The sequence below is a fragment of the Streptomyces sp. NRRL S-31 genome, assembly GCF_000718775.1.
GTDB lineage: Bacteria > Actinomycetota > Actinomycetes > Streptomycetales > Streptomycetaceae > Streptomyces.
This window is the reverse complement of record NZ_JOCB01000062.1, coordinates 22705-48311: the sequence shown is the minus strand read 5'-3', so window position 1 is coordinate 48311 and position 25607 is coordinate 22705. Positions and strand designations below refer to the sequence as shown.

Here is a 25607-nt window from a genome sequence, read left to right as displayed (position 1 = left end):
GCGCCGGTCGTGGCGAGACCCGTCAGGGCGAGGGAGCGCAGGCGGGCGAGGCGGCGGGTGGCGGTGAACGCGAGCATGGGGAAGGAACTCTCCTGGAGGACGTCGTTCGAGGCGCCGGCCGGATGTCCCGGTCGCGGCCCGCAGGGCGTCGCGGTCGAGGCCCTGTCTGCACGACGCCGCAGGAACGGTCCGGTGGTCCACACCGGGCTGTGCCCTGCGGCGTACGGCAACGACCACCATGGTTAGCGGCCCACCGAAAGCGGGGCAAGAGTGTGACCTACTACCCCAGGTAGGAGAAAATGCGCCAAACGGGCATATCGGGGCTTTCCCTGCTGGTCGGGGCCGTACACACCTACGAACCCGCCCAGGACGTGACACGCGCCCTATGGGGCACGTCACCCGTCCCGGTGCGACAGCGGCCCGTCTCGCGGGCGCGCGGACCTCAGTAGGACTCGGAGTCGGGGATCACGTGCATCGCCGCTTCCTCCGCCGAGGCCCCGGCTCCGTCCAGTCCCATGTCGGACGCGAACAGGTCGGACTCGGTGTTCTCGTGACTGCCTTCGTCCGGCGCCACGAGCCGGCCGGCGCGCTCGTCGCCCACCTCGTAGTCGATCAGCTCGCCGTCCGTGCCCCAGGTGTCGCCGAGCCCGTCGCCCTCCGGGACACCTATGTCGGGCACCTCCTCCGCGAGGCGCTCGTCCAGGCTTTCCCCTCGCCACCGCTCCGACGCCGTGACACCGGTGTGCTCAACGCCCCACGGTCTCTCCGGGGGCGAGTAGCCCTCGTCCAGAGCCTCGTCGCCGCCCCGGTAGTCCAGGGTGTCCGACGCGTCCAGCAGGCCGACGTCGTCCTGCACATCGGACCCGTCCGGCTGGTAGACGTCGTCACCCATCATCTCAGCAGTCAACTGCGCTCCATCGTCATCCGCCTGGAGGAATGGGGGCTGTCATCCCTCACCGCATCTTCGCCCCGCACCGGTGTCCTCTCGGAAGCGGTGACGCGTCCATATAACCCGCCCGGTGCCGCCGGTCAGCAGCACCCGGCACGATCTTGCACTTCTGGGCTACGGCAGGGCGCTTGCGGGACATCCCGGACGTCGGCTCCGGGCAGGTCACGGTCGAGGCCGGTGGCGTCGCAGCCGGGGTCGCAGCGGTTCGCTGTGACCGTGCCGGGGTCCAGGCGCCGGGCCGGCGGTTCAGCCGTTCGGTCGCGCGACCCGTTCAGGGGTTCGGTCGTGCAGCCGTTCAGCCGTTCGGTCGCGCAGGGGCCGGCGTGCGCTCCGGGGAGCGCACGCCGACGGGTCGGGTGCGTTGTCTAGCAGGCCCCGAGGTCTTCCCAGACGCCCCACTGGCCGGTGGTACCGGGCTTGTCGCCCGACACCCACCACTTGGCACGCCAGTTGTGGCCGCCGTAGGAGACGGTGTCACCGCCGTTGTAGACCCGTGCGGCGTCCCAGGCCGGCGTGGTGCAGGTGTCTCCGCCGCCGGTGCCACCACCCGTGCCACCGCCCGTGCCGCCACCCGTGCCACCGCCCGTGCCGCCACCGGTGCCGCCGATGTTGACGTCGACGCAGGAGTAGAAGGCGTTGCCGGTGTCCGCGATGTTCCAGACGGCGAGTACTTTCTGGCGGCCGGTGAAGCCGCCGAAGTTCACCTGCTGGCTGACGTCCGCCGCCGGCTGCTGGTTGCGGCCGTCGAACTCGGCGATCTTCTGCCCACCGATGAAGTACTGCCAGTTGGTGGTGGAGTGGCGGGCCGTGTTGTGCCAGGTGAACGTCGCCGTCGTGCCGACCGGCGTGACCTTCCACGCCTTGCTGTCGTTGTCGAGCTCGGCGTACTCCGCGTGGCCGCCGCTACAGCTTTGCAGTCCCTTCGGACCCTCGACGCTCTGCGGTTCGTACTTGATCTGGCCGCAGTCGACGACGCCCTCGGCGCACTGCTGCTGCCGGCTCGTGGGCAGCGTCACCCAGCCGTGGGCGCTGGCCGTGCTCGCCGGAAGGCTGACGGCGAGCACCGGGGCGACCAGCGCACCGATCGCGAAAGCCGCGCGTCTTTTTGTGTTCATGCCACGTCACTTCCTTCGGAATGTCGGAATGTGTCAGAACAGGCGCCCGTGAAGTCCGGCCGGACCGGTCGTGTCGCGTCGCGTGGTCCGCGCCGTCCGCGCACCCCGCCGGCCGGACGGGGTGCGCGGACACGTTGGCGACGCGGCGCGTGGGACACGCGCCGCGTCTTCGCGCGACCGACGCCACGGGGCAGGGCGACGGCCGGCACAGGTCTGGACCTGACGCCCACTAGGTCTAGACCATAGCCTCGGACCGGATTCGGTCAAGAGGCTGGACGAGGTGAACCGCCCGCCGCCGGCGCCCGCTTCGGCGACCGGGAAGGCCGGCTCCGGAAATCGTGTCGCGCACCGGACTTCTCCGCGCTATTGGTCTAGACAAGGCTGGCCGGATGGTTCACAGTTCGACTGCGCGTGCGTGCCACCGGACGACACCGGAACCGTTCACCCCGCCGCGCGGCACCCCACGGACGCGGCGGTCGCACCCCCTGCCGGAGCACCGCTCCGGCACCTCGCACCGACGCCGCCCGGGCCGGCACGCCCGCGTGCGCAACCCATCCTCGGCACCGCCTCCCCCCGCCACGGCGCAGCGCCAAGAGGTCGCCGCGCGAGAGAGGAGCACCTCCCATGGAAGCGCTGGAAAGAAGCAAGGAGCACGTGCTCGGGCTGTTCCGGATCGTCGTGGGACTGTTGTTCGCCTGCCATGGAGCCGCCACCCTGTTCGGCGTCCCGGGCGGTCCGCACGGCGCCGCGCCGCACTTCGCCGCATGGCCCGGCTGGTGGGCCGCGGCCATCCAACTGGTCGGCGGAATCCTGGTCCTGGGCGGTCTCGGCACTCGCGTCGCCGCCCTGCTGTGCTCGGGGTCCATGGCGTACGCCTACTTCGACGTGCACCAGGCCCAGGCGGCCCTGCCCATCGAGAACGGCGGCGAACCGGCGGCCATGTTCTGCTGGTCCTTCCTCCTCATCGCCGCCTTCGGACCGGGCCGGTGGGCACTGGCGTCCACGCTTCCTTCGCGGCGGCGGTCCGGTGCCGGGGCGACCGGGTCGGCGTGATCCCGGAACACTCCGACATCCGTCCGAGCGGAACACGCCGGCCCGCGCGTCGCCGGGGACTGACCTGGTGGGACGTTCGGCCGTGGTCCAGTCCGCCACCGGGTGCCCTGTACAGGGACAGGGCATCCGGGCGCGGGAAATTGGTCTAGTCCCTTCTTGGTCCAGACCATTGACCCGCTCCCGGGGCGGGCGCTATTCCAGTAGTCGGCAACGCCCTGTCCGTACACGGACATCGGCCACCCCCTCCAGACACCGGGACTGACATGAGACTCGTGCGTTCCTTCCGCGCGGCCCTCACCGCGGCCGCCACCACGGCGGCCGCGGTGGGCCTCGCCCTCACGGGAACCGGCACCGCCGAGGCCGCGACGCCACTGCCGAACCACGTCTTCGCCCCCTACTTCGAGGCCTGGACCGGCGAGAGCCCCGCCGCCCTGTCCGCCCAGTCGGGCGCCAAGCACCTGACGATGGCGTTCCTCCAGACCGCCTCCAAGGGCTCCTGCACGCCGTACTGGAACGGCGACACGAGCATGCCGATCGCCGCCTCGACCTTCGGCGCCGACATCAAGACGATCCAGGCAGGCGGCGGCGACGTCATCCCCTCGTTCGGGGGTTACACGGCCGACACCACGGGTACCGAGATCGCCGACAGCTGCACCGACGTCCAGCAGATCGCCGCCGCGTACGAGAAGGTCATCACCACCTACGACATCTCGCGGCTCGACATGGACATCGAGGTCGACTCGCTCGACAACACCGCCGGTATCGACCGCCGCAACAAGGCCATCAAACTGGTCCAGGACTGGGCGGCGGCAGGCGGGCGCAAGGTGGAGATCTCCTACACGCTGCCGACCACCACGCACGGTCTCGCGGACAACGGCGCGGCGCTGCTGCGCAACGCGGTGAGCAACGGCACCCGGATCGACGTCGTGAACCTCATGACGTTCGACTACTACGACAACCAGACCCACGACATGGCGAAGGACACCCAGACCGCCGCCCAGGGTCTGTACGACCTGCTCGCCCAGCTGTACCCGGCCAAGACCCCGGCCCAGCTGTGGAACATGGTCGGCGTCACCGAGATGCCGGGTGTCGACGACTTCGGCAAGGCGGAGACCTTCACGCTGGCAGGCGCCCGTACCGTGTACGACTGGGCGGTCGCCAAGGGCATCAACACCCTGTCCTTCTGGGCGTTGCAGCGGGACAACGGCGGCTGCCCGGGCGGAGCCGCCGCGGACAACTGCTCGGGCATCCAGCAGAACACGTGGGACTTCACGCACATCTTCGCGCCGTTCACCGGCGGCACCACCACCCCGTCCAACGACTTCTCGGTCGCGCTCACCCCGGCCTCCGGGACCGTGACGGCCGGCCAGTCCGCCACGGCCACCGTGAAGACGGCCGTGACGAAGGGTGACGCCCAGAGCGTGCAGCTCAGCGTGAGCGGGGCCCCGGCGGGCGTCACCGCCTCCCTCAGCCCCGCATCGGTCACCGCGGGCGGCAGCTCCACGCTCACCCTGGCCACCACCTCGGCCGCGGCCTCCGGCACCTACACGGTCACCGTGACCGGCGCGGGCGCCTCCGGCAGCCACTCGGCGACCTACTCCCTGACCGTCACCGGCGGCTCCGGCAGCCAGTGCACGGCCGCCCCGTGGGCCAAGGACAAGGTGTACACCGGCGGCCAGCAGGTCTCGTACAAGGGCCACAACTGGAAGGCCAAGTGGTGGACGACGGGCGAGGAGCCCGGCTCCACCGGTGAGTGGGGCGTCTGGCAGGACCTCGGCGCCTGCTGAACCGCCGTACCGTCACCGCCCGGACGGCCGGCCGACGGCGTGACCACGGGTGAGGCGGGGCCGGGGTCCTCTCGCGGGGCCCCGGCCGCACGCCGTGGTCGGTCCGGCCCGGCGGTCGGGTGTTCCGGTACCGCTCGGTCACCGACAATGGGCCCATGGCAGGGGAAGCGAGCGAGGTGGTCCTCGGCAAGCGGGACCTTCGTGCGGTCACCGCCTTCGCCGCGGCGTGCGCGGAGGAGGTGCTGGACGTGTTCGAGACCGATCAGCCGGGCGACTCGCGGCCTCGGGACGCCATCCGCACCGCGTGGGAGTTCGCCCGGGGCGGTGAGCGCGGGAAGTCGCTGCGTGACACCGCGTCGGCCGCCCTCAAGGCGGCGAAGGACGTGAGGACCGTGGCGGCGCGCGAGGCGGCGTGGGCGGCGATGTCCGCGGCGGGCGCCGCCTACCTGCATCCGCTGGCCAAGGCCACCCAGGTCAAGCACATTCTCGGGGCCGGGGCTCACGCGGCGAGGGCGGCCGAACTCCTCGCCGGCGACGACCCGGGCGTGGGCGCGGAACACCTCGAGCGGGCGGTGCGGCGTGCCACACCGGCCGTCGTCGACGTACTCCAACGCTTCCCGGCGGCGCCGGCCGGCGGCGGACGGGTCGGTGAGCTGATCCGCGTGCTGGACGCCGGCCTGCGTGCCCTCGCCCGCACCGACTGACGGAGTCCGTGCTCCTCCCCGGGCCGCTCGCGTATGGCGGGCGAATTCGGTTGCGGCGGGACCGGGCGGCCCGGTGGGGTACCTCCATGGACGGTGCCACGAACCAGACGCGGGCGACGGGAGCGGGACCCGGCCCCGCGGTCACGGGACGACCGGCTCCCTGGCGCGCACTGGCCGTGCTCGTGGCCCTGATGGTGGCGGCCTTCACCTTCAACACCGCGGAGAACCTGCCCGTCGGCCTCCTGGAGCCCCTCTCCGAAAGCCTCCGGGTGTCCCTGTCGGCGGCCGGTCTCCTGGTCACCGGCTACGGCGTGACGGTGGCCGTCGCGTCCGTGCCGCTGACCCACGCCGTGCGGGCCGTGCCCCGGCGCCATGTGCTGACGGGGCTGCTGGCCGCGCTCGTCGTATCCAGTCTGGGCGCGGCGCTGGCCACCTCCTACTGGCTCCTCCTCGGGGCGCGGCTGCTGACGGCGCTCGCCCAGGCGCTGTTCTGGGCCGTGCTGGGCCCGGTCGCGGTGGGCCTGTTCGCACGCGAGATCCGTGGGCGTGTGGTGGGGGCGCTGTCGGTCGCCGGTTCGCTCGCCCTGGTGCTGGGTGTTCCCGCCGGGACCTGGCTGGGCCGGCAGAGCGACTGGCGGCTGCCCGTCGCTCTGCCGGCGGCTTCGGGGCTGGTCTCCCTGCTGGTGATCGCCGTCCTGCTGCCGACCTCGCGGCCGGAGGAGGATCCGGCGGCCTACGGAGCGGGCCCCGACGCCCGCCGGTTCGCGACGGTGCTCGTGGCCGGGGCGCTGTCCGCTACCGGGGCGTTCACGGGGTACACCTACGTCGTGACGTTCCTGGGCGACGTGAGCGGGTTCTCCCCGAGCGCGGTCAGCGCCCTGTTGGTCGCTTTCGGTGTCGCCTGCCTGGTCGGCGTGGGCGTCACCGGTGCGTTGCTCGACCGCTTTCCGCGGGCCTCGCTGACCGCTGCCGTCGCCACGCAGGCCGTGGGCATGCTCGGCCTGTACGGGGCCGGCGCCGATCCGGTGGCGGCGGTGGTGTTCCTGGCGCTGATGGGCGGTGCGCTCGGTCCGGTGTTCATGACCACCCAGAACGCGGTGCTGCACTGCGCGCCGGGCCGCACGGACATCGCGCTCGCGGCCAACTCCGGTGCGTACAACGGCGGTATCGCGGCGGGCGCCGCGCTCGGCGGACTACTCCTGCCGCTGGGCGGCGTACGGGACACCTTCCTGGCCGGTGGGCTGCTGACCGCCGGTGCCTGCGCGGTGCTCCTCGGCGGGCGGCTGCCGCGTCCCGGACGTGACGCCCCCTCACCGGTCGACTCCGGCCCGTGAACCTCCGCCTGGTCGTCCTGTCGAATACCGCCGATGTCGGATGCCGGCGGGGAGTTCCCCTTATCCTTGTGCCTGGTCTTCCGCGGAGGTCCGCTCGCGCTTCACCACGAGGCGGCCGAGAGGTCCCTCGTCGTGGAGGCCCGGTCGACCGGCCGGGTATCTTCCGGACATCGCGGAGGGCCTGATGATGGAGGAAGCACCCGCCTCATCGGATGAGACGGACGAGAAGGAAGCCGCCGAACGGCGCCGGAAACGGCATCGGACGTGCGGGCAGATCCTGCTCGACTGGTCGCCGGTGCTGGCGCGACTCCTCACCATCGTGATGCAGCACCTCTCCTGACGGGGAGCGACGTGAGCAGGTCGTGGGGCGGGCGCGAATGAGCCCGGCCTTCTCGTAGGCGGCCGGGCTCACCGCTGTATCGCGCGGAGGGCCTCCGACCTGGGCTGCAACCCGGGGAAGGGGCCCTTCGGTGTGCAGCAGGGTCGCTACCACGCACTCCCGCGCATGCATTCCGATCGTACTCGAGTCGAGTCCTCCCGTACTCGAGGAGACCCAACGAGACCTCCGAGGAGACGCCAAGGAGACGCCAAGGAGACCCCAGAGGGCGCGCGGGGACTCGAGGCTCGAGGCGCATCCGCGCTGCCGGGATCTCCGGGTCACCCACCCGCGCCGTGTCACCGCGGCCGGTGTCCGGTGGTCGTACCGTCCGGGCCGTCCGGGTCGTCCAGCAGGGCGATGCGGGCGGTGACGCGTTTGCCGACCGGTTCGCGCCGGGCCTCGAAGCCCCGGGCGACCGCCTTGACGATCTCCAGACCGTGCTGCCCCACCCGGCCGGCGTCCGCCGGCCGGGCCACGGGCAGCACCGGGTCGGAGTCCCACACCATCACCTCGACCACGTCACCGACGACGCGCAGATCCAGCAGCGCCGGTCCCGGAGCGTGCCTGCGGGCGTTGGTGACCAGTTCGCTGACCACCAACTGCGTGACCTCGATGGCGCGCCGCGAGACCGGCAGCCCGTACTCGGCCTGCACACGGGTGAGGAAACCGGCGGCCAGACGGCGGGCCCGGGCGATGTCCGTGACGTCCCCGTCCAACGCCACCGTGGTCCGTATGGCCTGCTCGCCCGACGCAGTGCCGTCTTCTCCCACAGGCACCGACCCCACCACGGCCGCCTCCGCTACCTCGTCCACAATCACCCGCACATACCCCCGTGCGCGCGCGTCACTCCTCGGCGCCCTGTCGGGTTCGCCACACCGCGGCATATGCCGACCCGGGGGGCGCGACGCTGTGGAGCGAGGGGCGGGTGTGCCAGTATCACCGGCATGGCTGAAGGAGAAATGGTGAATGCCGAACACGCCGCGCGGCCGGCCGGGCTGTCGGCCGTCGCCACCGTCGCCGACGGCGGCGTCCGCGTGGTGACCCTGGCCGGGGAGATCGACCACCACACCGGCGACACGCTGCGCCAGGCGCTCGACGCCACCGGCGTGCGGCGGCCGCGCATCGTCGTGGACCTGGGCCAGGTCACCTTCATGGACTCCAGCGGCATCAACATCCTCATCGCCGCCCACCGCGCCCTGGCCGAGGCCGGCGGCTGGCTGCGGCTGGCCGCGCCCGGCGAGTCCGTGAGACGCATCCTGACCCTGGTCGGCGTCGACTCCGTCATCGACTGTCACGACACCCTGAGCGCGGCACTCGGCTGACGGACGTCGGCCGGGCGCCGCTTCGGCCGGGTGGCGGAGCGGGTAAAGGTGTCGACAGGGCCCCTCGGGGCCCGGCAGAGTGGCCGTCCGTGACGAGCAGTGAGCTGTGGACACGCGCGACCGCCGAACGCTACGACGTCGAGGAGAGCGAGATGTCCTCGGCCGCCGTCCTCGGACCGACCCTCGCCTTCCTCGCCGAACTCGCCGGAGACGGCCCGGCGCTGGAGTTCGCCATCGGCACCGGACGCGTGGGCGTGCCGCTCCGGGAACGCGGTGTGCCGGTGACGGGCATCGAACTGTCCGAACACATGACGGCGGTCCTGCGGCGCAAGGCCGACGAGGAAACGCTGCCGGTGACGGTGGGGGACATGGCCACCACCGTGGTCCCCGGCGCATTCACCCTGGTCTACCTCGTCTACAACACCATCACCAACCTGCTCACTCAGGACGAGCAGGTCGAGTGCTTCCGCAACGCCGCTCGGCACCTGCGGCCCGGCGGCCGGTTCGTCATCGAGCTGAACGTGCCACCGCTGCGGTTCCTGCCGCCCGGTCAGGTCGCGGTGCCGTTCGACGTCTCCGAGCGGCACCTCGGGTTCGACACCTTCGACCTGGTCGAGCAGGTACTCGAATCGCACCACCTCACCCGCGACGGTGACGACGGCCGCTACCGGCGCGGCAGTTCCCGGCACCGGTACGCCTGGCCCGCGGAGCTGGACCTGATGGCGCGGATCGCCGGGCTCGGGCTGGAACGCCGTGTCGCCGACTGGGACGGGACGCCGTTCACCCAGGACTCCGCGAAGCACGTCTCCGTGTGGCGCAAACCGGTGTGAAGCCGGTCATGGCCCTCGGGGCCCGCGGGCGGTCCGGCCGCGTTCAGGTGATGTGCCGCAGCAGCGCGGCGACCGCCGGCAGCGGCTCGCCGGGCGGCCGTACCACCATGATCTTCCAGTTCGGCGCGTGCCGGTCGAACCGGTACTGGGACAGGTCGGGGAAGCGGTCCGCGATGGACTGGGGCATGATGCAGACGCCCAGGTCGTTGCGGACGAGTTCCGCCGCCGCGCCGATGTCGTTCACCTCGAACGTCGTGCCGCGGTCGACGCCCGCGGCACGGAAGGCCCGGTCGACCGCGTAGCGGATGGCCCAGCCGGGGGTGAAGTCCACCAGGGGCAGCGGGGCGATGTCGGCGAGCCGGACCCGGCCGTTCGGTGTCGTCCCGGCGAGCACCCGCCGGGGTGCCGCCAGCAGCACCATCTCCTCGTGGGACAGCAGCCGGGTCTGGAGCCCGCGCTGCTGCTGGCGGTCCAGCGCCACCACGGCCAGGTCGACCGTGCCCTCGCGCAGTGCCTGCCGGATGTCGGCGACGGCCGCCTGGCGCAGTCGCACGACCACACCCGGGTGCTCCGCGCGCAGTGCGGCCAAGGCGTGGTGGAGTCCGGCCCATACGCCCTGCATCGTGCCGACGGTCACCCGGCCGCGCAGTTGCCCGCGTACGGCGTCGACGGCCTCCCGGGCCAGTTCGGCGGCCCGGAGTGCCGCGCGTGCGGCGGGGACGAACGCCTCGCCGGCCGGGGTGAGGGCGACGCGGTGCGTGGTGCGGTCGAAAAGGGGGGTGCCCAGTTCGCGTTCGAGGGCGCGGACCGTGCTGGACACGGCGGACTGGACCACGTGCAGCCGACGGGCCGCCGCCGTGAAACCGCCCGCGTCCGCCACCGAGACGACGACCTCCATCTGCCGTAGGTCCATGTTCCGCTCCCGGTCAAGCAGTGCTCCGTCCGGTGCGAAGGCGACGGGCGGGTTTCGGTCTCCTCCGCATCGTATGCGACGGGCGTCGCCGTCCGGATGCCGGATCGGGCCCGCCCCGCTGCCCCGCGTACGGGGAGTGCGGGTGGGCCGCCCCGGCCGTCCGGGCCGCGTGCCGACGCGCACGGGAACCGGACGGCACGCTGGTCAGACCGACGGGAGCCCCGCGCCCGCCCGCGCGGGCACGGGGCCGGTTCCGGCGGGGCGCCCCGGCACGACCACGCCGTGGCCGGTCGGGCGGATGGGTCCGTCGAGCAGGGAGAGGGAACGGCCACCGCGTCCGCTGCGCGCCGCGACGAGTTCCGCGGCGAAGGACACGGCGGTCTCCTGCGGCGTGGACGCGCCCAGGTCGAGGCCCATGGGCGCGTGCAGCCTCGCCAACGCCTCCGGTGACACGCCGGCCTCCGCCAGCTCGCGGATCCTTCGCGCCTGGGTGCGCCGGGAGCCGAGCGCGCCCACGTAGGCCAGCGGCCGGCCCAGTGCCTCGGCGAGGACGGGAACGTCGAACTTCGCGTCGTGCGTCATCACGCAGACCACGGTCCTGTCATCGGTACGCGTGCCGGCCAGGTACCGGTGCGGCCAGTCGACCACGACCTCGTCGGCGTGCGGGAAGCGCTCGGGTGTGGTGAAGGTGGCCCGGGCGTCGCACACGGTGACGTGGTAGCCGAGGAACGCGCCGATCCCGCTCACGGCGGCGGCGTGGGCGTCGGCCCCGAACACCAGCAGCCGTGGCTGCGGGGCCCATGCCTCGAACAAGACCTGGGGCTCGGCCCGCACACCGCTGTCGAAGGTCCGCACGGTGGTGGTGTCCTGGCCGAGCATCAGGCGCGCGTCGGCGAGGACGGCCAGGTCCAGAGCGGCGCTGCCGGTGCTGCCCAGGTGACCGTCCTCCCATACGGCGACGGCGCCGCCGGCCTGGCCACCGGCCTCCGGCATCACCCGGACCAGAACGACCGGACGCCGGGCCTCCGCGGCCAGGTGTGCGGCGGCGAGCACCCGCGCCGTGTCCTGCTCCACGGCCTGGACGAAGACGTCGATCTCGCCGCCGCACGTCAGTCCCACCGCGAACACGTCACCGGACGGCCCGAAGGAGACGAACCGCGGCTCCCCCGAGGCCAGGACCTCACGGGCCAGCTCGTAGACGGCGGCTTCGACGCAGCCCCCCGACACACTGCCGATGGCCGTGCCGTCGGCGTGGACGCACATCGCCGCTCCGGGTCGCAGCGGCGCGCTGCCCCGGACGGCGACGACGCTGGCGATGGCACAGGGGGCTCCGGCGGCCTGCCACTCCAGCACGTGGGGCGCCAGGTCTCGCATGGGTGTCTCCGATCTGCTGTCGGGTGTGGTCCCGGCCGGTCGCGGCCGACCGGCCGGGCGGGTCAGCGGGACCCGTCCGCCTGCTTCATACCGAGGAACCTGCGACCGTTCGCCTCGAGCGTCGCGGCGTCGATCCCGTGGGCGAGCACGTGTCCGACCGGGTCGGGCTGTGCCATGTCGAAGGGGTAGTCACTGCCGCAGACGATCCGGTCGGGCGAGGCGTGGGCGCGCAGCAGCGTCAGGACCTCGGGGTCGTGGGTGACGGTGTCGAAGTACAGGAGGGAGAAGGACTCCGCGGGCGGGCGGGTGCTCCCCCGGCGGACGTCGTCGCGCTGCCGCCAGCCGTGTCCCCACCGGCCCAGCAGCGCGGGGGCGCAGCCGCCGCCGTGCACGAAGCAGACGCGCAGGTCGGGCAGTTCCTCAAGGACGCCGCCCAGCACGACGGAGGCCACGGCGGTCGTGCTCTCCACCGGGTTGCCGATGAGGTTGACCAGGTAGTGGTGGTCCCATTCGGGGCGCGGCAGTTGCATCGGGTGCATCAGGACGGACAGGTCCAGTGCGGCGGCGACGCCGAGGATCTCCCGGAGCACGCCGCGGTCGTAGGAGCGGCCGTCCACCACGGGCGGTACGGCGATGCCCGCGATGCCGTCCGCGGCGGCGAGCCGGGTCAGCTCCCGTCGGGCGGCGTCCACGTCGTCCAGCCGGACGAGTCCGAGTCCGACGAGTGTGCCGTCCGCGCGGGCCACGGTGTCGGCGAGCTGTTCGTTGTAGGCGGCGACGTAGTCGTCCGCCTCGGCCGGGGCGTGGACAGGGAAGGCGAAGGGCGGTGCGGAGATGACCCGCGCGCCGAGCCCGGCCTTCAGGGTGTCGGCGACGATGGCGTCGGCGTCGGTCATCGCGGCGGTCGGGAACGACAAGGGGGCGTCCCCCAGGTAGAGTTCGCCGTCGCGGTCGTTCATGCCGCCGAGCGGGTTCCCGGGCGGGAGCGCGAGCAGGTCGCGCGGCAGCCAGTGGGCGTGGACGTCGATGACGCCGGGGCGGATGTCACCGTTCACGGAGTTCTCCTCGATCGGTTCGGCGAGCGGGTGCTCCCGTGCGGGGCCCGTCCATGTCAGGCATTGGCGTCCCGCTGTTCCCGGGCCGCGCGGGTGATGGCGCACCGGATGGGTTCGTAGCCGGTGCAACGGCAGATGTTGGAGCCGACCACGCTCTCGATCGCCTCGGGGTCGTCGGCGAGGTCGGGGTCGGCTTCGAGTGCTCCGGCGGCCACCATGAGGAAGCCCGGAGTGCAGAATCCGCACTGGAGCGCGTGCTCGGCCGAGAACGCCCGCTGCAACGGGTGGGGTTCGCCGTCGGGTCCGGCAAGACCTTCCACGGTGCGCACGGAGCTGCCGTCGCACTGCACGGCCAGCACGAGACAGGAGCGGACCGCCTTGCCGTCCATGAGGACGGAGCAGGCCCCGCAGATGCCGTGCTCGCATCCCAGGTGGGTACCGGTGAGCCCCAGGTCGTCGCGGAGCACGTCGGCGAGCAGGCGGCGGGGCTCCACGTCGAGGGCGTGGCGGGTGCCGTTCACATCGAGCGTGATCTTCATCGGTGTTCTCCCTCTCGTGCGGTGCGGCGGGCGTGCTGGTCGGCAGCCGCCTCCAGCAGTGTTCTGCCGACCAGGACGGCGATGGCCTGCCGCTTGTACTCCACGTCGGCGTACGGCTGGTCGACGGGCGCCGCGTCCTCCTGGGCGGCGATCCGGCCGGCCCGGGCGAAGGGGTGGCCGTCGGGAAGCCGGGGGCCGGCCGGGAGGGAGCCGGCCTGGGAACCGATCAGCGAGCGTTCGGCGGCGTGCGCCCGGACCGGGCGGTCCGCTGCGTTGACCAGGCCGATCCGGGCGTCGACGATCACGCCGTCGCGCACCGTGAGGGCCGCCGCGACGGCGATCTGCGCGAAGGTGAAGTGGGTACGCCGGTGCTCGATGAAGCCGACGCCGGTGTCCTCGCCGAGCAGGGGCAGACGTACGCCGGTGATGAGTTCCTGGGGCCGGCGCGCGGTGCGGTGGGGCCCGAGGAAGTAGTCGGCGGCAGGCAGGGAACGGGCGCCGTCGGGGCCGGTCACCTCCACGGTGGCGTCCAGGGCGACGCCGATGGCACACCATTCGGAGGCGGGGTGGCCCCAGCCGAAGCTGCCGGCCAGAGTGCCGCGGGACCGGATGGGCGGGTGGGCGATGTTGACCACGGCCCGGGACATCAGGGTGCCGAGCGGGCCCGGCACGGCGGTGGCCTTTTCGAACGCGGCGTGCCGGACGAGGGCGCCGACGCGCAGTTCGTCGCCCTCGACGCGCATGCCGTCGAGTTCCGGGATGCGGTTGATGTCGACGAGCAGCTCGGGCCGGATCCGTTGCAGGTGCATCTCCAGGATCAGGCTCTGGCCTCCGGCGATCACCTGGGCCTTGCGCCGGGTGTCGCCGAGGGCTTCGACGGCCTCGGCGACCGTGCGGGGCACGACGTAGTCGAAGGGTGCGGGTTTCACCGGGCGTGCTCCTGTTCCGTGGCGCGTGCGGCGCGCCAGACGCTGTCCGGGGTGAGCGGCATCTGCAACAGGTCGGGATCGGAGATCCCCAGGGCGTCGGCCACGGCGTTGACGATGGCGGCCGGGGTGCCGATGCAGCCCGATTCCCCGGCGCCCTTGGCGCCCAGCGGTGTGCTGGGGCTGGGGGTGCAGGTGTCCTTGATGGTGATGGGCGGTAGCTCCGCGAACGTCGGGAGCAGGTAGTCCAGGAATCCGCCGGCGAGGTGCGGGACGCCGTTGTCGTCGAACGTCATGCCCTCGTAGAGGGCCTGGCCGATGCCCTGCACCGCCGATCCGAACGCCTGTCCGTGCACCAGGGTGGGATTGAGGACCACTCCGCAGTCGTCCACGGCCACCAGCGCGAGGATCCGTACGCTGCCCAGTTCGGGATCCACCTCGGTGACCGCCACGTGCGCGCCGAAGGGGAACGCCATGCCGGCCTCGTACCGGTCCTCGACGCGCAACGGTCCCGTGGCCCGCACCAGGTCGCCCAGGTTCGCGGCCGCCGCACCGTCGGGAGCCGTGTGCAGGACGGTGCCGTCCGCCCACTCGGTCTCCTCCAGCGGCACGCCCCACAGACCCGCCGCGCGTGCGCGGGCCTCCTCGATCAGCAGGGCCGACACATGCTGGAACAGGGCGCCGGCGACCTGCGCCGACCGGCTGGCGAACGACCCGAGTCCCTCGGGCTGTTCGTCGGTGTCGCCCTCGACGAGACGGACCTGTGCCTCCGGGACGCCGAGGACCTTGGCGACCAGCGCGGGGAAGACCGTCTCGTGTCCCTGGCCGCTGGGCGCCGCTCCGCACCGGGCGGTGACGGTGCCGTCCTCCTCGACGGTGAGGCTGCCGAACTCGTGCAGGCCGCCCTTCTCGCCGCCGGAGCGCTCCACGTAGCAGGAGACGCCGATGCCCAGGGGGAGGGCGTCGGGATCGTGGCGGCGGCGGTCGCGCTCGGCACGCCACGTGTCGTAGCCGATCGTCTCCAGGGCCAGGTCCAGGGCGGCGGCGTAGTTCCCGCTGTCGTAGCGGCGTCCGGTCGGTGTCTCGTACGGGAAGGCGTCGGGCGGGATGAAGTTGCGCCGGCGCAGTTCGATGGGGTCCATGCCGAGCCGTCGGGCGAGCAGGTCCATCGTCCGTTCGATGGCGATCGCGGCCTCGGGGCGTCCGGCGCCCCGGTAGGGGTAGGTCACCATGGTGTTGGTGAGCACCGAGCGCAGCGTCGCGTGGACGCGGGGGGTGGTGTACGCGCCGGTCGCCATCCACGCCGTCTGCATCGGCAGTCCGACGCCGAGATGGGGATAGGCGCCGATGTCGGCGTCGATCTTCATCTCGTAGGCGAGGAGCTTGCCGTCGGCGTCGGCGGCGAGGCGCACGGTCTGGTCCTGGCCCCGGCCCCGGGTGGCGACGAGCATCGACTCCTTGCGGTCCTCGATCCAGCGGACCGGCCGCCCGAGCTTCACGGCGAGGTAGGCGACGACGACGAACTCGGGGAACGCGGCGCTCTTGGAGCCGAAGGCGCCCCCGGTGTCCGGGACGACGACCCGGATCCGGTCGACGGACCAGCCGAGCAGCGCGGCCAGCTCGCGGCGCAGCCGGTGCGGCATCTGGTGCCCCGAGTGGACGGTCAGCCGGTCCCCCTCGGGCACGGCGAGGATCGTGCGGCACTCCATGGGGCTGGGCATCAGCAGGTTCTGCCGGTAGGTGGCCTCGACGACGGCGTCCGCGTCCTCCCAGACGGAAGCGTCGATGGGCTCCCCGGCCTCGCCGGTCAGGGCGATGTTGCTCAGCCCGTCGAACAGGCGGACGGAGTCCTCCAGCGCGGCGGTCGGTGTCACCACCGCGGGGAGCGGGTCAATCGTGACGGTGACCTCGGCGGCCCCGTCCTCGGCCCGGTAGCGGTCCTCCCCGAGGACCACCGCCAGCGCCTCGCCCGGGTAGCGCACCCGCTCCTTCGCCAGGGCCGCCCACTCCCGGCCGGCGACGGCGTCGTCCGTGGAGAGCTTCGCCAGCAGGGTGTGCGGGACCAGGGGGAGATCCGGCAGATCGGCGGCCGACCACGCCCCGACCACGCCGGGTACGTCACGGGCGGCCGTACAGTCCACGGCACGTACCACGCCGTGCGCGACCTCGCTTCTCACGAAGGCCGCGTCGAGACACCCTGTTACATGGATATCTGCAACGTACCGCCCCCTCCCGGTGAGCAGCCGTTCGTCCTCGCGTCTGGTCCATTGCGCCACGCCAACCCCTCGTTCGTGTCTTTACGGGAGTGATCGATGTCTGTCAGCTGCTGGGAACTCTCGACCGCGTGGCCGAGTGGTGCACCCGGTCGGGGGCGTCCGGTGCGCGGCACCGGACGCCCCCGAGCGGACTACTTGGCCAGGAAGGCGAGGAGCGCGGTGTTCACCTCGTCCGCGTGCGTCCACAGCAGGCCGTGCGGGGCGCCCTCGATCTCCACGTAGTCGGCGGACGGCAGCGCCTTGTGGAACGGCCGCCCGGTGCCCTCGACCGGCAGGATCCGGTCGCCGGTCCCGTGCAGGATCAGGGCCGGGACGTCGATGGCCGGGATGTCGGCCCGGAAGTCGGTGTACCAGGTGGACGGCGCGGCGGCCGCGGCGAAGAAGCCGCCGTCGGCCGCGACGTCCCAGCTGTGGCGCACGGCTTCCTCGCTGATCCTGGTGCCGAGGTTCTCGTCCAGGTTGTAGAAGTCCTTGTAGAACTCCGTGTAGTAGGCGTAGCGGTCCGCCTTGACGGCCGCGACGACGCCGTCGAAGAACTCCTTCGGGGCGACGCCGTCGGGGTTGTCGTCGCTCTTGAGCAGGCAGGGCTCCAGCGAGGCCAGGAACGCGACCTTGGCGACGCGCTCGGAGCCGTAGGTGGAGACGTACCGGGCGACCTCGCCGGTGCCCATGGAGAAGCCGACCAGGACGGTGTCGCGCAGGTCGAGCGTCTCCATCACGGTGTTGAGGTCGGCCGCGAAGGTGTCGTAGTCGTAGCCGGTCGTCGGCTGGCTCGACTGTCCGAAGCCGCGGCGGTCGTAGGTGATGACACGGTAGCCCGCGTCCAGCAGTACGGCGGTCTGCCGCTCCCAGGAGTGGCCGTCGAGCGGGAAGCCGTGGATGAGAAGGACCGGCTGCCCGGTTCCGTGGTCCTCGTAGTAGAGGTCGATGCTGGTGGTGTTTTCCTGACCCACGGTGATGTAAGGCAAGGTCTCGTTCTCTCTTCCGGAGTTGCTGGCGCGCGCAGGATCACGCCGTCTCCCTGTGGGGAGGCCGCCGTGCGGCACCGGCTGCCGATCGGCCGTCGGTGTCCCCCCGCCTGCGCGGCGCGGGATGTCCCCACGGTAGGACGTACGCCCCGTCACTCCTTGACCCGGAGCGCACTGCGCGTTGCCTGGAAGCGACCGGTTTCCGCGCATGCACCGGGTGGCCGCGTGGCTGGCTACCGTGACGGCCGAGCCTCGTTTCCGCTGCCCGGCAGGGGTGGGGCGGCGTCACCGGCCTCGCCGAGGAGGACGGGAGCGCCGTTTCCCGTCCCTGCCGGGCATCTCCTTTCGAGATGACAGACATCGCGCACCATCGCGCCAGGTGAGGAAGGATCGAGGGCGATCCGACGCTGATGCCTGCGTGACGGCGACGAAGAAGCCGCCGGCACCCGCGAAGGCACTGCCCGTCCCTGCCGGTCTCCCGGCTCACCCCGTCAAGAAGGTCCTCATGTCCACCTCGTCCGATCTCCGCCCGCACAAGCCCGCGTCCCCGACGGCTCCGCACGGTGTCCCGGGCTGGCTGGTCGCCCTCCTGGCCGTCGCCTCCGGTATGACGGTCGCCAACCTCTACTACGCCCAGCCCCTGCTGTCCTCGCTGAGCGGTGTCTTCCACATCAGCACGGCCACCGCCGGCTCGCTGATCACGCTCACCCAGGTCGGCTACGTGATCGGCATGCTCTTCCTGGTCCCGCTCGGCGACCGGCTGGAGAAGCGCAACCTGATCACCGTCCTGCTGACGGTCACCACCCTCGCCCTCGTGGCGGCGGGCCTCGCCACCAGCTTCCCCGTCCTGCTGATCGCCTCGCTGGTCAGCGGAGCCACCTCGGTCGTCGCCCAGGTCCTGGTGCCCTTCGCCGCCGGCCTCGCCCCCGACCACGCCCGCGGCCGTATCGTCGGACGGGTGATGAGCGGTCTGCTCACCGGCATCCTGCTCTCCCGTACGGTGAGCAGCCTGGTCTCGGACGTCGCCGGCTGGCGAGTGGTCTTCCTCGGCTCCGCCGCGCTGATGGCGCTGCTCGCGGTGGCCCTGCGCGCGGCCCTGCCCCGGCACGCGCCGACCACGACCCTGCCGTACCACCACGTGCTGCGCTCCACCTTCCGGCTCGTGCGCACGCACCCGGCGCTGCTGCGCCGTGGTCTCTACCAGGCGGCGATGTTCGGCGCCTTCAGTGCCTTCTGGACCACGGTCTCCTTCGTCCTGACCGGTCCCCGCTTCCACTACTCCTCGATCGGGGTCGGCGTGTTCGCCCTGGTCGGCGCGGCCGGCGCGGCCGTGGCCCCGTTCGCCGGGCACTGGGCCGACCGCGGCCTCGTCCGCCCCATGACCGGCCTCGCCTTCGTGGTCGCCGCCCTCGCCTTCGCGCTCGCCGGGTTCGGCGGACACAGCGTCATAGCGATCGGCCTGGCCGCGATCCTGATCGACATGGCCGTCCAGACCACCCTGATCCTCGGCCAGCACACCGTCTACCAGCTCGACCCCGCCGCCCGTGCCCGCCTCAACAGCGCCTTCATCGCCATGTTCTTCGTCGGCGGCGCGATCGGCTCCCAGCTCGGCTCCGTCGTCTACCACTCCGGGGGCTGGACCGGCCTGACCATCCTCGGCGCCGTCCTCCCCCTCGCCGCCCTCCTCTACTGGACCACCGAGCGCAAGCAGCCGGCGGCGGCGGCGGAGCCGGCCACCGCCAGCCGGTGACACCGGTGGTCTCTCCGCGGCGTCGGCAGACGCCGCGGAGAGACCGGTGCAAAGGCCTTGGGCCCTGTCGTCGAACTCCCGCCTGCCTTCCGGGCGAAGGGCGGGAGTTCGACGACGGGGCCTAGGGTGAACCGGTGACGGAATTCAACGTTCTTGGTGACATCACGGCGTGGCAGCGGGAGTTCGAGCAGCGGCTGCGCGCCTCCTACACGGCGGCCGGACTGGGTCCGGCCGCCGTGGAGCGCATGCTGGGCGACGCGACGGCCGGCGTCGGTGACTGGACGGTCGCCGCGATCACCGACGCCGGGACCCGGGTGGGGCACGTCGCCGTGGTGGTGACCGGCGACGGCGACGCGCTGACGGGCCGGATCGGCGACCTCGGCGTGGACGCCCGGCACGCCGGCCGGGGGTACGAGGCGGCCGCCCGGGACTGGGCCGAGGAGTGGTGCGCGCGGCGCGGCGCACGCCGGCTGGAGATACGGCTCACCGAGCCGTCCGGCGAGCTGTTCGACGGGTACGTCGTCCACGGCCAGGTCAGGGCGCGGCGGGTCGGTTCCCCGCCGGAGCCGCCGCACGGCGTCACCGGGCGGCCGATGACGCGGGCCGAGTATCCCGGGTGGGCCGCCGCGGAGAAGGCCACGTACGTCGAGGGCATCGTGCGGGCGGGAGCCATGGACCGCGAGGAGGCCGTGCGCAAGGCCGACCGCGACTTCGGGAAGCTGCTTCCCGAGGGGCTGGCGACGCCCGACACCTCGTTGCTGGTGCTGGAGGCGGCGGGCGAGCCGATCGGTACCGGCTGGCTGAAGCACGGCCATCTCCCGGGTGTCACCTACGGCTACTCGCTCCACGTCGGGGAGGAGCACCGCGGCAAGGGCTACGGCCGGGCGGCGATGACGGCCGGCGAACGGGCGACGCTCGCGGCCGGCGACTCGGTGCTGATGTTCACCGTGTGGGGCGGCAACGAGGTGGCGATGAACCTGTACACCAGCGCCGGCTACCGGGTGGTCGAGGAGAGCCGTTCCACCGGTCTTCCCCGTTCGGCTTCCTGACGCGGGGGGGTCCCGGGGCCGTGGTCGCCGGCCCTGCGACGCCGACCGTACCGGCGGCCGGTCAGGGGGTGTCGCCGCAGTAGTGGAGGCGGCAGCTCACGCCCGGCCCCGGGGTGCGTGGTTCGCCGGGGCGCGGGTCGTACAGCGACCGGCCGCCCGGGAACCTCCCCAACTCGGTGGAGAGGGCGGCGCCGTCGTCGATCTCCTCCGGCCGCCAGCCGGTGATGTCCAGCAGGAGCCCGTCCAGCGGCCCGCCCACGAGCACGGCGTAGGTGCGGTGCGGGCGCGGGCCGGGGTCGGGGTCGTCGTGGTCGCGGCCGTAGACCCGGCCGCGCAGCAGCTGTTCGTCTCCGTTCATGCCGTCAGCTTCGCAGCCGCCACCGACAACGCGGCGGCGGAGTCGCCGTGCGCACCCGGACCGGCTCCGCGGGGCGGGCGCCCGCCGCGCGGAGCCGGTGAGGGCGGCGGCCGGCGCCGGCCGCGCGTCGGGGCGGGGTCAGGTGGGCTCCGGCGCGCGGGTCCGCAGGGCGAGCGGGACGGTGGCGAGGGCGGCGCAGAGGGCCACGGCACCGCCGACGGCGTAGGCCAGGGAGCTGGTGCCTTCGGCGAAGGGGGTCGCGACGACGATGCCGCAGATGACGGCGGTGTTGGCGCCCGCGACGAAGGTGCCGAAGGCGCGGGCGGCCTGTGCCGGGCCCGCCATGCGGTATATGGCGGCGCGCAGGGTGGTGTTGAAGACGGCGTTGGCGGCGCCGCCCACGACGAAGGCGGTCAGCAGCACGGTGGCGGTGGGGGCGAGGCCGCAGACCAGGTAGACGGCGCCGATCACCGAACCGGAGAGGGCGAGGCGGGCCACGGGGGGCGTCGAGGACAGCGGCCCGGCCAGGGCGCTGCCCGTCAGGATGCCGACGGCCCACGCGGCGGTGGCGAAGCCGAACACGGCGACGGCCGACCCGGGCATGTGCTCGCGGACCAGGAAGACGAACGCCACGTCGGTGCCCGCGGTGGCGGCGATGACCACGAACACCAGTCCCAGCGCCAGGAGCGAGCCGCCGGTCAGTCCGCCGCGCCCGGGCGCGGCGCCGGACCCGGCCTCGGGGTCGTCGGGGGCCGGTCCCACCGTGCGCACGGCCAGGCCGTACGCCGCCACCGCCAGGAACGTCGCCGCGTCGGCGAGCAGGGCGCCGCGCACCCCCAGGGCCGCGAACAGGGCCGAGCCCGCGAGCGGGCCCAGCACCATCGCCAGCGAGGAGGCCGACTGCCCGAGCCCGTAGGCCTTCTCGGGGACGTCGGTGTCCGCCAGGACCGGCAGGGCCGCGTTGACCACGGTGACGCTGACGGTGTTCACCGCCGCCAGCAGGGCCACGCAAGCGACGGTGGCCGCCGGCGGCAGGCCGGACGAGAGGACGACGGCGACGGCCGCCTGGGCGACGGACGCCGCGGCCAGCACGGGCCCCGGCCGGCGTCCCGCCAGCGCCCCGCCCACGGACCGGCCGAGCAGCACCCCGGGCAGCAGCCCGGCGATCTGGAGGACCGCGACGAAGTAGGCACCGGCGGAGGCCAGGTGGAAGGTGAGGGCGAAGACGGCGACCTCGTCGCCTCCGGCGGAGACCAGCAGGACGGCGAAGAGCAGGACCGCGCGCAGGCGGGTGCGGGAGGAGCCGCCGCGGGAGGTGCTAGCGGGCATCCCTGTCCAGGACGTCGATCGCGCGCCACGAGCGCAGCCGGTAGAGCACGGCGTCGACGATATCAGCGAAGTCCCCTCGCCCGTCCGTCTGTTCGCGTGCCAGCTCCGCCGGGGTGGTGATGTTTCCGCTGTTCACCCGGTCGAGGACGGCGGGCAGCGCGGGGTGGTCGGGCAGGCGGGCGAGGCGGCCGTTGGCCGCGACCAGCAGCCTGCCGTTGGAGCGCTGGTGGAGCACCGGGAAGCGGTGCAGCTGTACGGGCAGATCGTGCTCGACGGGTGCGACGTCGAGCGGGTCGGGGACGTGGCCGAAGCCGCGGGCGCTGAGCTTGCGCAGCCAGGTGGCCAGCAGCCGGTCGGCGATGTCGGCCCGGTCGACGCGGGCCAGGGCGGCGTCGAGCACGTCGGCGAGGGCCGCGGGCAGTTCCGTGCCGTCCGGGCGCAGGAGTCGGCCGTGCGGCGGGCGCGGGGTGGCGGCCAGCCGGGCCGTCACGGCGTCGGTGACGGCGTCGACCGGGTCGCCGTCGAAGAACAGGGCGATGTTGAAGGTGGCGGAGGCGGCGTCGGGGGAGGATCCGACGTGCCAGTACCGGGAGGGGAAGTAGCCCATCTCGGTGGTGCTGGCGCGCAGTACCTGCCCGGTGTGGCGTACGGCGGACCAGTCGGGGCGGTGCAGGGGCAGCCACTCGCCGTCGGAGGGCGGCCAGACGATGAGTTCCTTGGGCCCGGCGACGCCGAACATGAGGTTGGCGGCGTTGTCGCAGTGGATGCCGCCGCGTGTGCCTTCGTACCGGCCGAGGAAGATGTCGGTGTCGGCGTAGCCGGAGGGGAAGCCGCCGAGGGCGGTCCACAGGTCCTCGGTGAAGACCGCGGCCCGCTCCCACATCTCGAAGCTGGTGCGGTGCAGCCTGCTCAGCCCGATGCTCCACTCCGCGCCGCGGGTCTCGTCGTCCATGCGGGCGAGGAACCCGGCGATGGAGCCGTCCTCGGCGCGGGGCAGGTAGCGGGCCCGGTCGGGGTGCGGGTCGCGACCGCCGACCGACAGGCGCAGCAGCGGCCCGTCGCCGCGGTCCCCCGCGGCGGCCGCGGCGACGACGGCCCGGAAGAACCAGTCGCCGCCGAGGTCGAGGTCGGCCGGCGGCGGGCCCACGATGCCCGCCTCGCGTTCCCAGTAGCGCTCCAGGAACGCGCGCCAGTACCCGAGCCGGGTGCCGTCGGTGGTGGTCTGAACCGTGGTCATGCGTTGTCCCGTCCCGCTTCCACGCCGGATCCGGCTTCGGTCGTCACCGGGTCCTCCGCGCGGTACGCCTGGAGGAGTTCGACCCGGATCATGTCGGTCACCGCGTCCCAGTCGGCCGCGGTGGGCTGCCCGCCCTCGGCGTGGTCGAGCCACAGCAGGAAGGCGTGCACGTTGAGCACCACTTCACGCCCGGTCACCAGGCTGGTCATCCGCGCCCGGCCGGTCTCGGGGTCGACCCGCTCGCGCCAGCCGGGTGCGGCCCGTACCCGCAGCCCGGGGGCGGGGCCGGCGGGCAGCGGTGTGGCGTGGCGGTGGGGGTCGGCGAGGAACCCGAACGTCCAGAGGGTGCAGAGCACGTCGCGGGTGTCGTCGTCCCACGGGTCGGACCGGACGCCCTTGTCCAGGTCGGACAGGAGTCCGGCCCACCGGGCGGGCAGTCGCAGGATGCTGTCGGCTCCGGCGGCGTACAGCCCGACGGTGCCGGTGCCGTCGGACACCCGCCAGGTCACCCCGTCCGCCAGCCGCGGCGGGTCGCCGGGCGCGGGGGTGAACACGGCGGGCCGCGCGGCCGGGCGCCCGGGCGGCACCCCGGTGTCGAGGACGCAGCGCAGGAAGGCGTACTCCTCGGACTCCCCGATCAGGCCGCGGTGCTGCAACGGCGCCGTGCGGCCGGTGTCGGGCAGGGCGTCGGCCTCGGCGGCCAGCACCGCGGCCTCGGACCCGGTCAGGCCGGAGGCGGCGACGTAGTCCACGCTCAGCGCCACGTCCTCGTCGGGGCCGGGGTGCAGCACCGTGATCCCGAACCGCTCCGGGTGCTCGCCGACCGGGGAGAGCAGGTCGAGGATGAACGGCCCGTTGACGCTGGTGGAGTACGGCAGGCCGAACTCCTCCTTGGAGCGGCTGAGGGTCCGTTCCACGAAGGCGGCGGTGCGGCGGGCCTCCTCGGCCCTCTCGCCGGGGAACCCGGTGATGCAGAACAGGTGCACGGGTACGCCGGCGCGCAGCAGGGCCTCGATGTTGGGTTCGATGTGTTCGATCCTGGTGCCCTTGCGCATGAGGTCGAGCACCCGCTGGTTGTAGGACTCCAGGCCGAGGTCGAGCCTGCGGCAGCCGGAGGCGTGCAGCCGGGCGGCCAGGGCGTCGTCCAGTCCGGCGGCGAAGCGGGTCTCGCCGTACCAGTGCAGGCCGGCGTCGCGGCGCACCAGCTCGGCGCCGACCTCGCGCAGGGTCCGCTGGGTCATGATCTCGTCGACGAACATGAACGACGTCGAGCCGTGCCGTCGCGCCAGGTACTGCATCTCGTCGACGACGGCGGCGGCGTCGCGGTGGCGGTAGCGGTTGCTGGCGAACGGGATCGAGCAGAACGCGCAGTCCCAGGCACAGCTGCGCGAGGCCAGTACCGGCAGTACGGGGCCGGGGGCCAGGTAGGAGTCGAGGTCGTAGTCGTCGAAGTCGGGGGTGGGCAGGGTGGCCAGGTCGACGTCGCGGGCGGGGGCGAAGCGCAGCCGTCCGTCGGGGGTGAGCGAGCCGCGGCCGGGGACCGGACGGGTGCCGCCCTCGAAGAGGTTCTCGCACAGGGCGACGATCGCGTCCTCGCCCTCGTACAGGATGAAGTCGTCGACCAGGTCGAAGAACGGGTGCCGGTCGCGCCAGCGTCCGGCGATCCGGGTGATGTAGTTGCCGCCCATGACGATCCGCAGGTCCGGGCGGTGTTCCCGGACGAGTGCGGCCACCGTCATGGCGGGGATGAGCTGGGTGTCGGCCGACACCGAGATGCCCACCAGGCCCAGTTCGGGGTCGGTGAGCCGGGGCGGGAGGAGGGTCTCGAACGCCCAACGGTAGGGGTTGCGGTCCCGGTCGCGGGTCGCGGCCAGCACCGACGTGCTCGAGCGCTCGCTGTAGTGCTGGCGGTTGGACCGCAGGTCGCAGTGGAATCCGGCGAAGGCGGCGGAGTGGCACACCAGGGCGTTGCCGAGGGTGCGGGCCGCCCGCGTGAACGCGGTGTGGTCGCGCAGCCGGGCGGGGGCGTGGACGGTGGCCCAGGCGGCCTCGACGCCGTCGCACACCGAGGGCAGCAGCAGCCGGGCCTCGTCCACGGCGGCCGGGTCCAGGCCCAGTTCGTCCGCCCGGTCGTAGCGTGAGCGGAGGCCGGCCACCGTCTGGGCCGTCAGCATCCACCGCAGGTGGACGGCGCCGAGGTCGAAGGCGGTGACCGGCCACCCGTGGTCGCGCAGCGCGGCGGTGAGCAGTGGCACCGCCAGGTGCGGCGCGTAGACGTTCCACAGCGGCGGGTTCACCAGCAGCGTACGAGGACGACGTGCCATGGAACCTCCGCGTGCCTGGAGCGAAAGGGGGTTACC

The 25607-nt window shown here is 73.0% G+C and carries 23 protein-coding genes and 1 pseudogene; 9 read left to right on the top strand and 15 right to left on the bottom strand.

The genetic code is table 11. The features are described from left to right. From IF37_RS45255 to IF37_RS0123670, 3 genes and pseudogenes are all read right to left on the bottom strand, one after another. Window positions 1–230, bottom strand: a pseudogene (locus IF37_RS45255) (hypothetical protein); the annotation flags it as partial. A gap of 212 nt (window positions 231–442) precedes the next feature. Then, window positions 443–895, bottom strand: coding sequence for a DUF5709 domain-containing protein (locus IF37_RS0123675; RefSeq protein ID WP_030745898.1), 453 nt, complete (start codon window positions 893–895; stop codon window positions 443–445). Window positions 896–1314: 419 nt separating this feature from the next. Further along, entirely contained in the window at window positions 1315–2064 is a 750-nt protein-coding gene (locus tag IF37_RS0123670) for a lytic polysaccharide monooxygenase (protein WP_030745895.1), read from the bottom strand. 624 nt (window positions 2065–2688) lie between these two features. Between IF37_RS0123670 and IF37_RS0123665 the strand changes: the two genes are divergently transcribed. From IF37_RS0123665 to IF37_RS44550, 5 genes are all read left to right on the top strand, one after another. Next, window positions 2689–3117 carry a DoxX family protein gene (locus IF37_RS0123665; RefSeq protein WP_030745893.1) on the top strand — a complete coding sequence of 143 codons (429 nt, stop codon included), beginning with the start codon at window positions 2689–2691 and terminating at the stop codon, window positions 3115–3117. A 263-nt stretch (window positions 3118–3380) separates the two neighbouring features. Beyond that, window positions 3381–4904: a glycosyl hydrolase family 18 protein gene (locus IF37_RS0123660; RefSeq protein ID WP_030745890.1), complete on the top strand. Its 1524-nt coding sequence runs from the start codon at window positions 3381–3383 to the stop codon at window positions 4902–4904. Window positions 4905–5059: 155 nt separating this feature from the next. Beyond that, window positions 5060–5608: a putative immunity protein gene (locus tag IF37_RS0123655; protein WP_030745887.1), complete on the top strand. Its 549-nt coding sequence runs from the start codon at window positions 5060–5062 to the stop codon at window positions 5606–5608. A 191-nt stretch (window positions 5609–5799) separates the two neighbouring features. After that, window positions 5800–6942: an MFS transporter gene (locus IF37_RS0123650; protein WP_052845327.1), complete on the top strand. Its 1143-nt coding sequence runs from the start codon at window positions 5800–5802 to the stop codon at window positions 6940–6942. Between the two features lie 184 nt (window positions 6943–7126). After that, complete coding sequence (locus IF37_RS44550) at window positions 7127–7282, top strand: hypothetical protein (protein WP_158727378.1); 156 nt, start codon at window positions 7127–7129, stop codon at window positions 7280–7282. Window positions 7283–7617: 335 nt separating this feature from the next. Here IF37_RS44550 and IF37_RS0123640 read toward each other — a convergent pair whose 3' ends face one another. Continuing rightward, a complete protein-coding gene (locus IF37_RS0123640; protein WP_037856942.1) occupies window positions 7618–8106 on the bottom strand; it encodes an ATP-binding protein in 489 nt (162 codons plus the stop codon). 159 nt (window positions 8107–8265) lie between these two features. On the opposite strand from IF37_RS0123640, the gene IF37_RS39630 reads away from it, so the two are divergent. Beyond that, on the top strand, window positions 8266–8643 hold the full coding sequence (locus IF37_RS39630) for an STAS domain-containing protein (protein ID WP_106981837.1): 378 nt from the start codon (window positions 8266–8268) through the stop codon (window positions 8641–8643). A gap of 89 nt (window positions 8644–8732) precedes the next feature. Next, window positions 8733–9473, top strand: coding sequence for a class I SAM-dependent methyltransferase (locus IF37_RS0123630; RefSeq protein WP_030745875.1), 741 nt, complete (start codon window positions 8733–8735; stop codon window positions 9471–9473). A 43-nt stretch (window positions 9474–9516) separates the two neighbouring features. Here IF37_RS0123630 and IF37_RS0123625 read toward each other — a convergent pair whose 3' ends face one another. The 7 genes from IF37_RS0123625 to IF37_RS0123595 form a co-directional block, all read right to left on the bottom strand. Then, window positions 9517–10386, bottom strand: coding sequence for a LysR family transcriptional regulator (locus IF37_RS0123625; protein WP_030745871.1), 870 nt, complete (start codon window positions 10384–10386; stop codon window positions 9517–9519). Window positions 10387–10590: 204 nt separating this feature from the next. Then, entirely contained in the window at window positions 10591–11760 is a 1170-nt protein-coding gene (locus IF37_RS0123620) for an XdhC family protein (protein WP_030745868.1), read from the bottom strand. Between the two features lie 62 nt (window positions 11761–11822). Then, a complete protein-coding gene (locus IF37_RS0123615; protein WP_030745866.1) occupies window positions 11823–12815 on the bottom strand; it encodes an amidohydrolase family protein in 993 nt (330 codons plus the stop codon). Window positions 12816–12871: 56 nt separating this feature from the next. Continuing rightward, entirely contained in the window at window positions 12872–13354 is a 483-nt protein-coding gene (locus IF37_RS0123610) for a (2Fe-2S)-binding protein (RefSeq protein WP_030745864.1), read from the bottom strand. After that, window positions 13351–14283, bottom strand: a complete 933-nt coding sequence (locus IF37_RS0123605; protein ID WP_030745862.1) for a xanthine dehydrogenase family protein subunit M — start codon at window positions 14281–14283, stop codon at window positions 13351–13353. The genes IF37_RS0123610 and IF37_RS0123605 overlap by 4 nt, the downstream gene beginning before the upstream one ends. Continuing rightward, a complete protein-coding gene (locus IF37_RS0123600) occupies window positions 14280–16556 on the bottom strand; it encodes a xanthine dehydrogenase family protein molybdopterin-binding subunit (protein ID WP_173456968.1) in 2277 nt (758 codons plus the stop codon). The genes IF37_RS0123605 and IF37_RS0123600 overlap by 4 nt, the downstream gene beginning before the upstream one ends. 131 nt (window positions 16557–16687) lie before the next feature. Beyond that, complete coding sequence (locus IF37_RS0123595) at window positions 16688–17524, bottom strand: alpha/beta fold hydrolase (protein WP_030745856.1); 837 nt, start codon at window positions 17522–17524, stop codon at window positions 16688–16690. A 505-nt stretch (window positions 17525–18029) separates the two neighbouring features. On the opposite strand from IF37_RS0123595, the gene IF37_RS0123590 reads away from it, so the two are divergent. Both IF37_RS0123590 and IF37_RS0123585 read left to right on the top strand, forming a co-directional pair. Further along, the gene (locus IF37_RS0123590) at window positions 18030–19274 is read left to right on the top strand and encodes an MFS transporter (RefSeq protein ID WP_030745853.1); all 1245 of its coding nucleotides are present in this window, start codon (window positions 18030–18032) and stop codon (window positions 19272–19274) included. A 134-nt stretch (window positions 19275–19408) separates the two neighbouring features. Further along, window positions 19409–20323: a GNAT family N-acetyltransferase gene (locus IF37_RS0123585; protein ID WP_030745850.1), complete on the top strand. Its 915-nt coding sequence runs from the start codon at window positions 19409–19411 to the stop codon at window positions 20321–20323. 61 nt (window positions 20324–20384) lie between these two features. Here IF37_RS0123585 and IF37_RS0123580 read toward each other — a convergent pair whose 3' ends face one another. The 4 genes from IF37_RS0123580 to IF37_RS0123565 all read right to left on the bottom strand — a co-directional run bounded on the left by IF37_RS0123580 (window position 20385) and on the right by IF37_RS0123565 (window position 25571). Beyond that, the gene (locus IF37_RS0123580) at window positions 20385–20681 is read right to left on the bottom strand and encodes a hypothetical protein (protein WP_030745847.1); all 297 of its coding nucleotides are present in this window, start codon (window positions 20679–20681) and stop codon (window positions 20385–20387) included. A 138-nt stretch (window positions 20682–20819) separates the two neighbouring features. Next, window positions 20820–22010 (bottom strand): hypothetical protein, encoded by a 1191-nt coding sequence (locus IF37_RS43760; RefSeq protein WP_030745844.1) that lies wholly within the window; start codon window positions 22008–22010, stop codon window positions 20820–20822. Continuing rightward, window positions 22000–23247, bottom strand: a complete 1248-nt coding sequence (locus IF37_RS39625) for a hypothetical protein (RefSeq protein WP_037856935.1) — start codon at window positions 23245–23247, stop codon at window positions 22000–22002. The genes IF37_RS43760 and IF37_RS39625 overlap by 11 nt, the downstream gene beginning before the upstream one ends. Further along, window positions 23244–25571, bottom strand: coding sequence for a radical SAM protein (locus tag IF37_RS0123565; RefSeq protein ID WP_079165847.1), 2328 nt, complete (start codon window positions 25569–25571; stop codon window positions 23244–23246). Before IF37_RS0123565 ends, IF37_RS39625 begins: the two co-directional genes overlap by 4 nt. Between the last annotated feature and the right edge of the window lie 36 nt (window positions 25572–25607).

Bases quoted from the DNA above. Each gene is read 5' to 3' on its own strand.
- IF37_RS0123625 (WP_030745871.1), bottom strand. From the start codon at position 10,386: ATGGACCTACGGCAGATGGAGGTCGTCGTCTCGGTGGCGGACGCGGGC.
- IF37_RS0123650 (WP_052845327.1), top strand. From the start codon at position 5,800: ATGGTGGCGGCCTTCACCTTCAACACCGCGGAGAACCTGCCCGTCGGC.
- IF37_RS0123675 (WP_030745898.1), bottom strand. From the start codon at position 895: ATGATGGGTGACGACGTCTACCAGCCGGACGGGTCCGATGTGCAGGAC.
- IF37_RS0123565 (WP_079165847.1), bottom strand. From the start codon at position 25,571: ATGGCACGTCGTCCTCGTACGCTGCTGGTGAACCCGCCGCTGTGGAAC.
- IF37_RS0123670 (WP_030745895.1), bottom strand. From the start codon at position 2,064: ATGAACACAAAAAGACGCGCGGCTTTCGCGATCGGTGCGCTGGTCGCC.
- IF37_RS0123660 (WP_030745890.1), top strand. From the start codon at position 3,381: ATGAGACTCGTGCGTTCCTTCCGCGCGGCCCTCACCGCGGCCGCCACC.
- IF37_RS0123590 (WP_030745853.1), top strand. From the start codon at position 18,030: ATGTCCACCTCGTCCGATCTCCGCCCGCACAAGCCCGCGTCCCCGACG.
- IF37_RS0123620 (WP_030745868.1), bottom strand. From the start codon at position 11,760: ATGCGAGACCTGGCGCCCCACGTGCTGGAGTGGCAGGCCGCCGGAGCC.
- IF37_RS43760 (WP_030745844.1), bottom strand. From the start codon at position 22,010: ATGCCCGCTAGCACCTCCCGCGGCGGCTCCTCCCGCACCCGCCTGCGC.
- IF37_RS0123610 (WP_030745864.1), bottom strand. From the start codon at position 13,354: ATGAAGATCACGCTCGATGTGAACGGCACCCGCCACGCCCTCGACGTG.
- IF37_RS0123580 (WP_030745847.1), bottom strand. From the start codon at position 20,681: ATGAACGGAGACGAACAGCTGCTGCGCGGCCGGGTCTACGGCCGCGAC.
- IF37_RS44550 (WP_158727378.1), top strand. From the start codon at position 7,127: ATGATGGAGGAAGCACCCGCCTCATCGGATGAGACGGACGAGAAGGAA.
- IF37_RS0123655 (WP_030745887.1), top strand. From the start codon at position 5,060: ATGGCAGGGGAAGCGAGCGAGGTGGTCCTCGGCAAGCGGGACCTTCGT.
- IF37_RS0123665 (WP_030745893.1), top strand. From the start codon at position 2,689: ATGGAAGCGCTGGAAAGAAGCAAGGAGCACGTGCTCGGGCTGTTCCGG.
- IF37_RS39625 (WP_037856935.1), bottom strand. From the start codon at position 23,247: ATGACCACGGTTCAGACCACCACCGACGGCACCCGGCTCGGGTACTGG.
- IF37_RS39630 (WP_106981837.1), top strand. From the start codon at position 8,266: ATGGCTGAAGGAGAAATGGTGAATGCCGAACACGCCGCGCGGCCGGCC.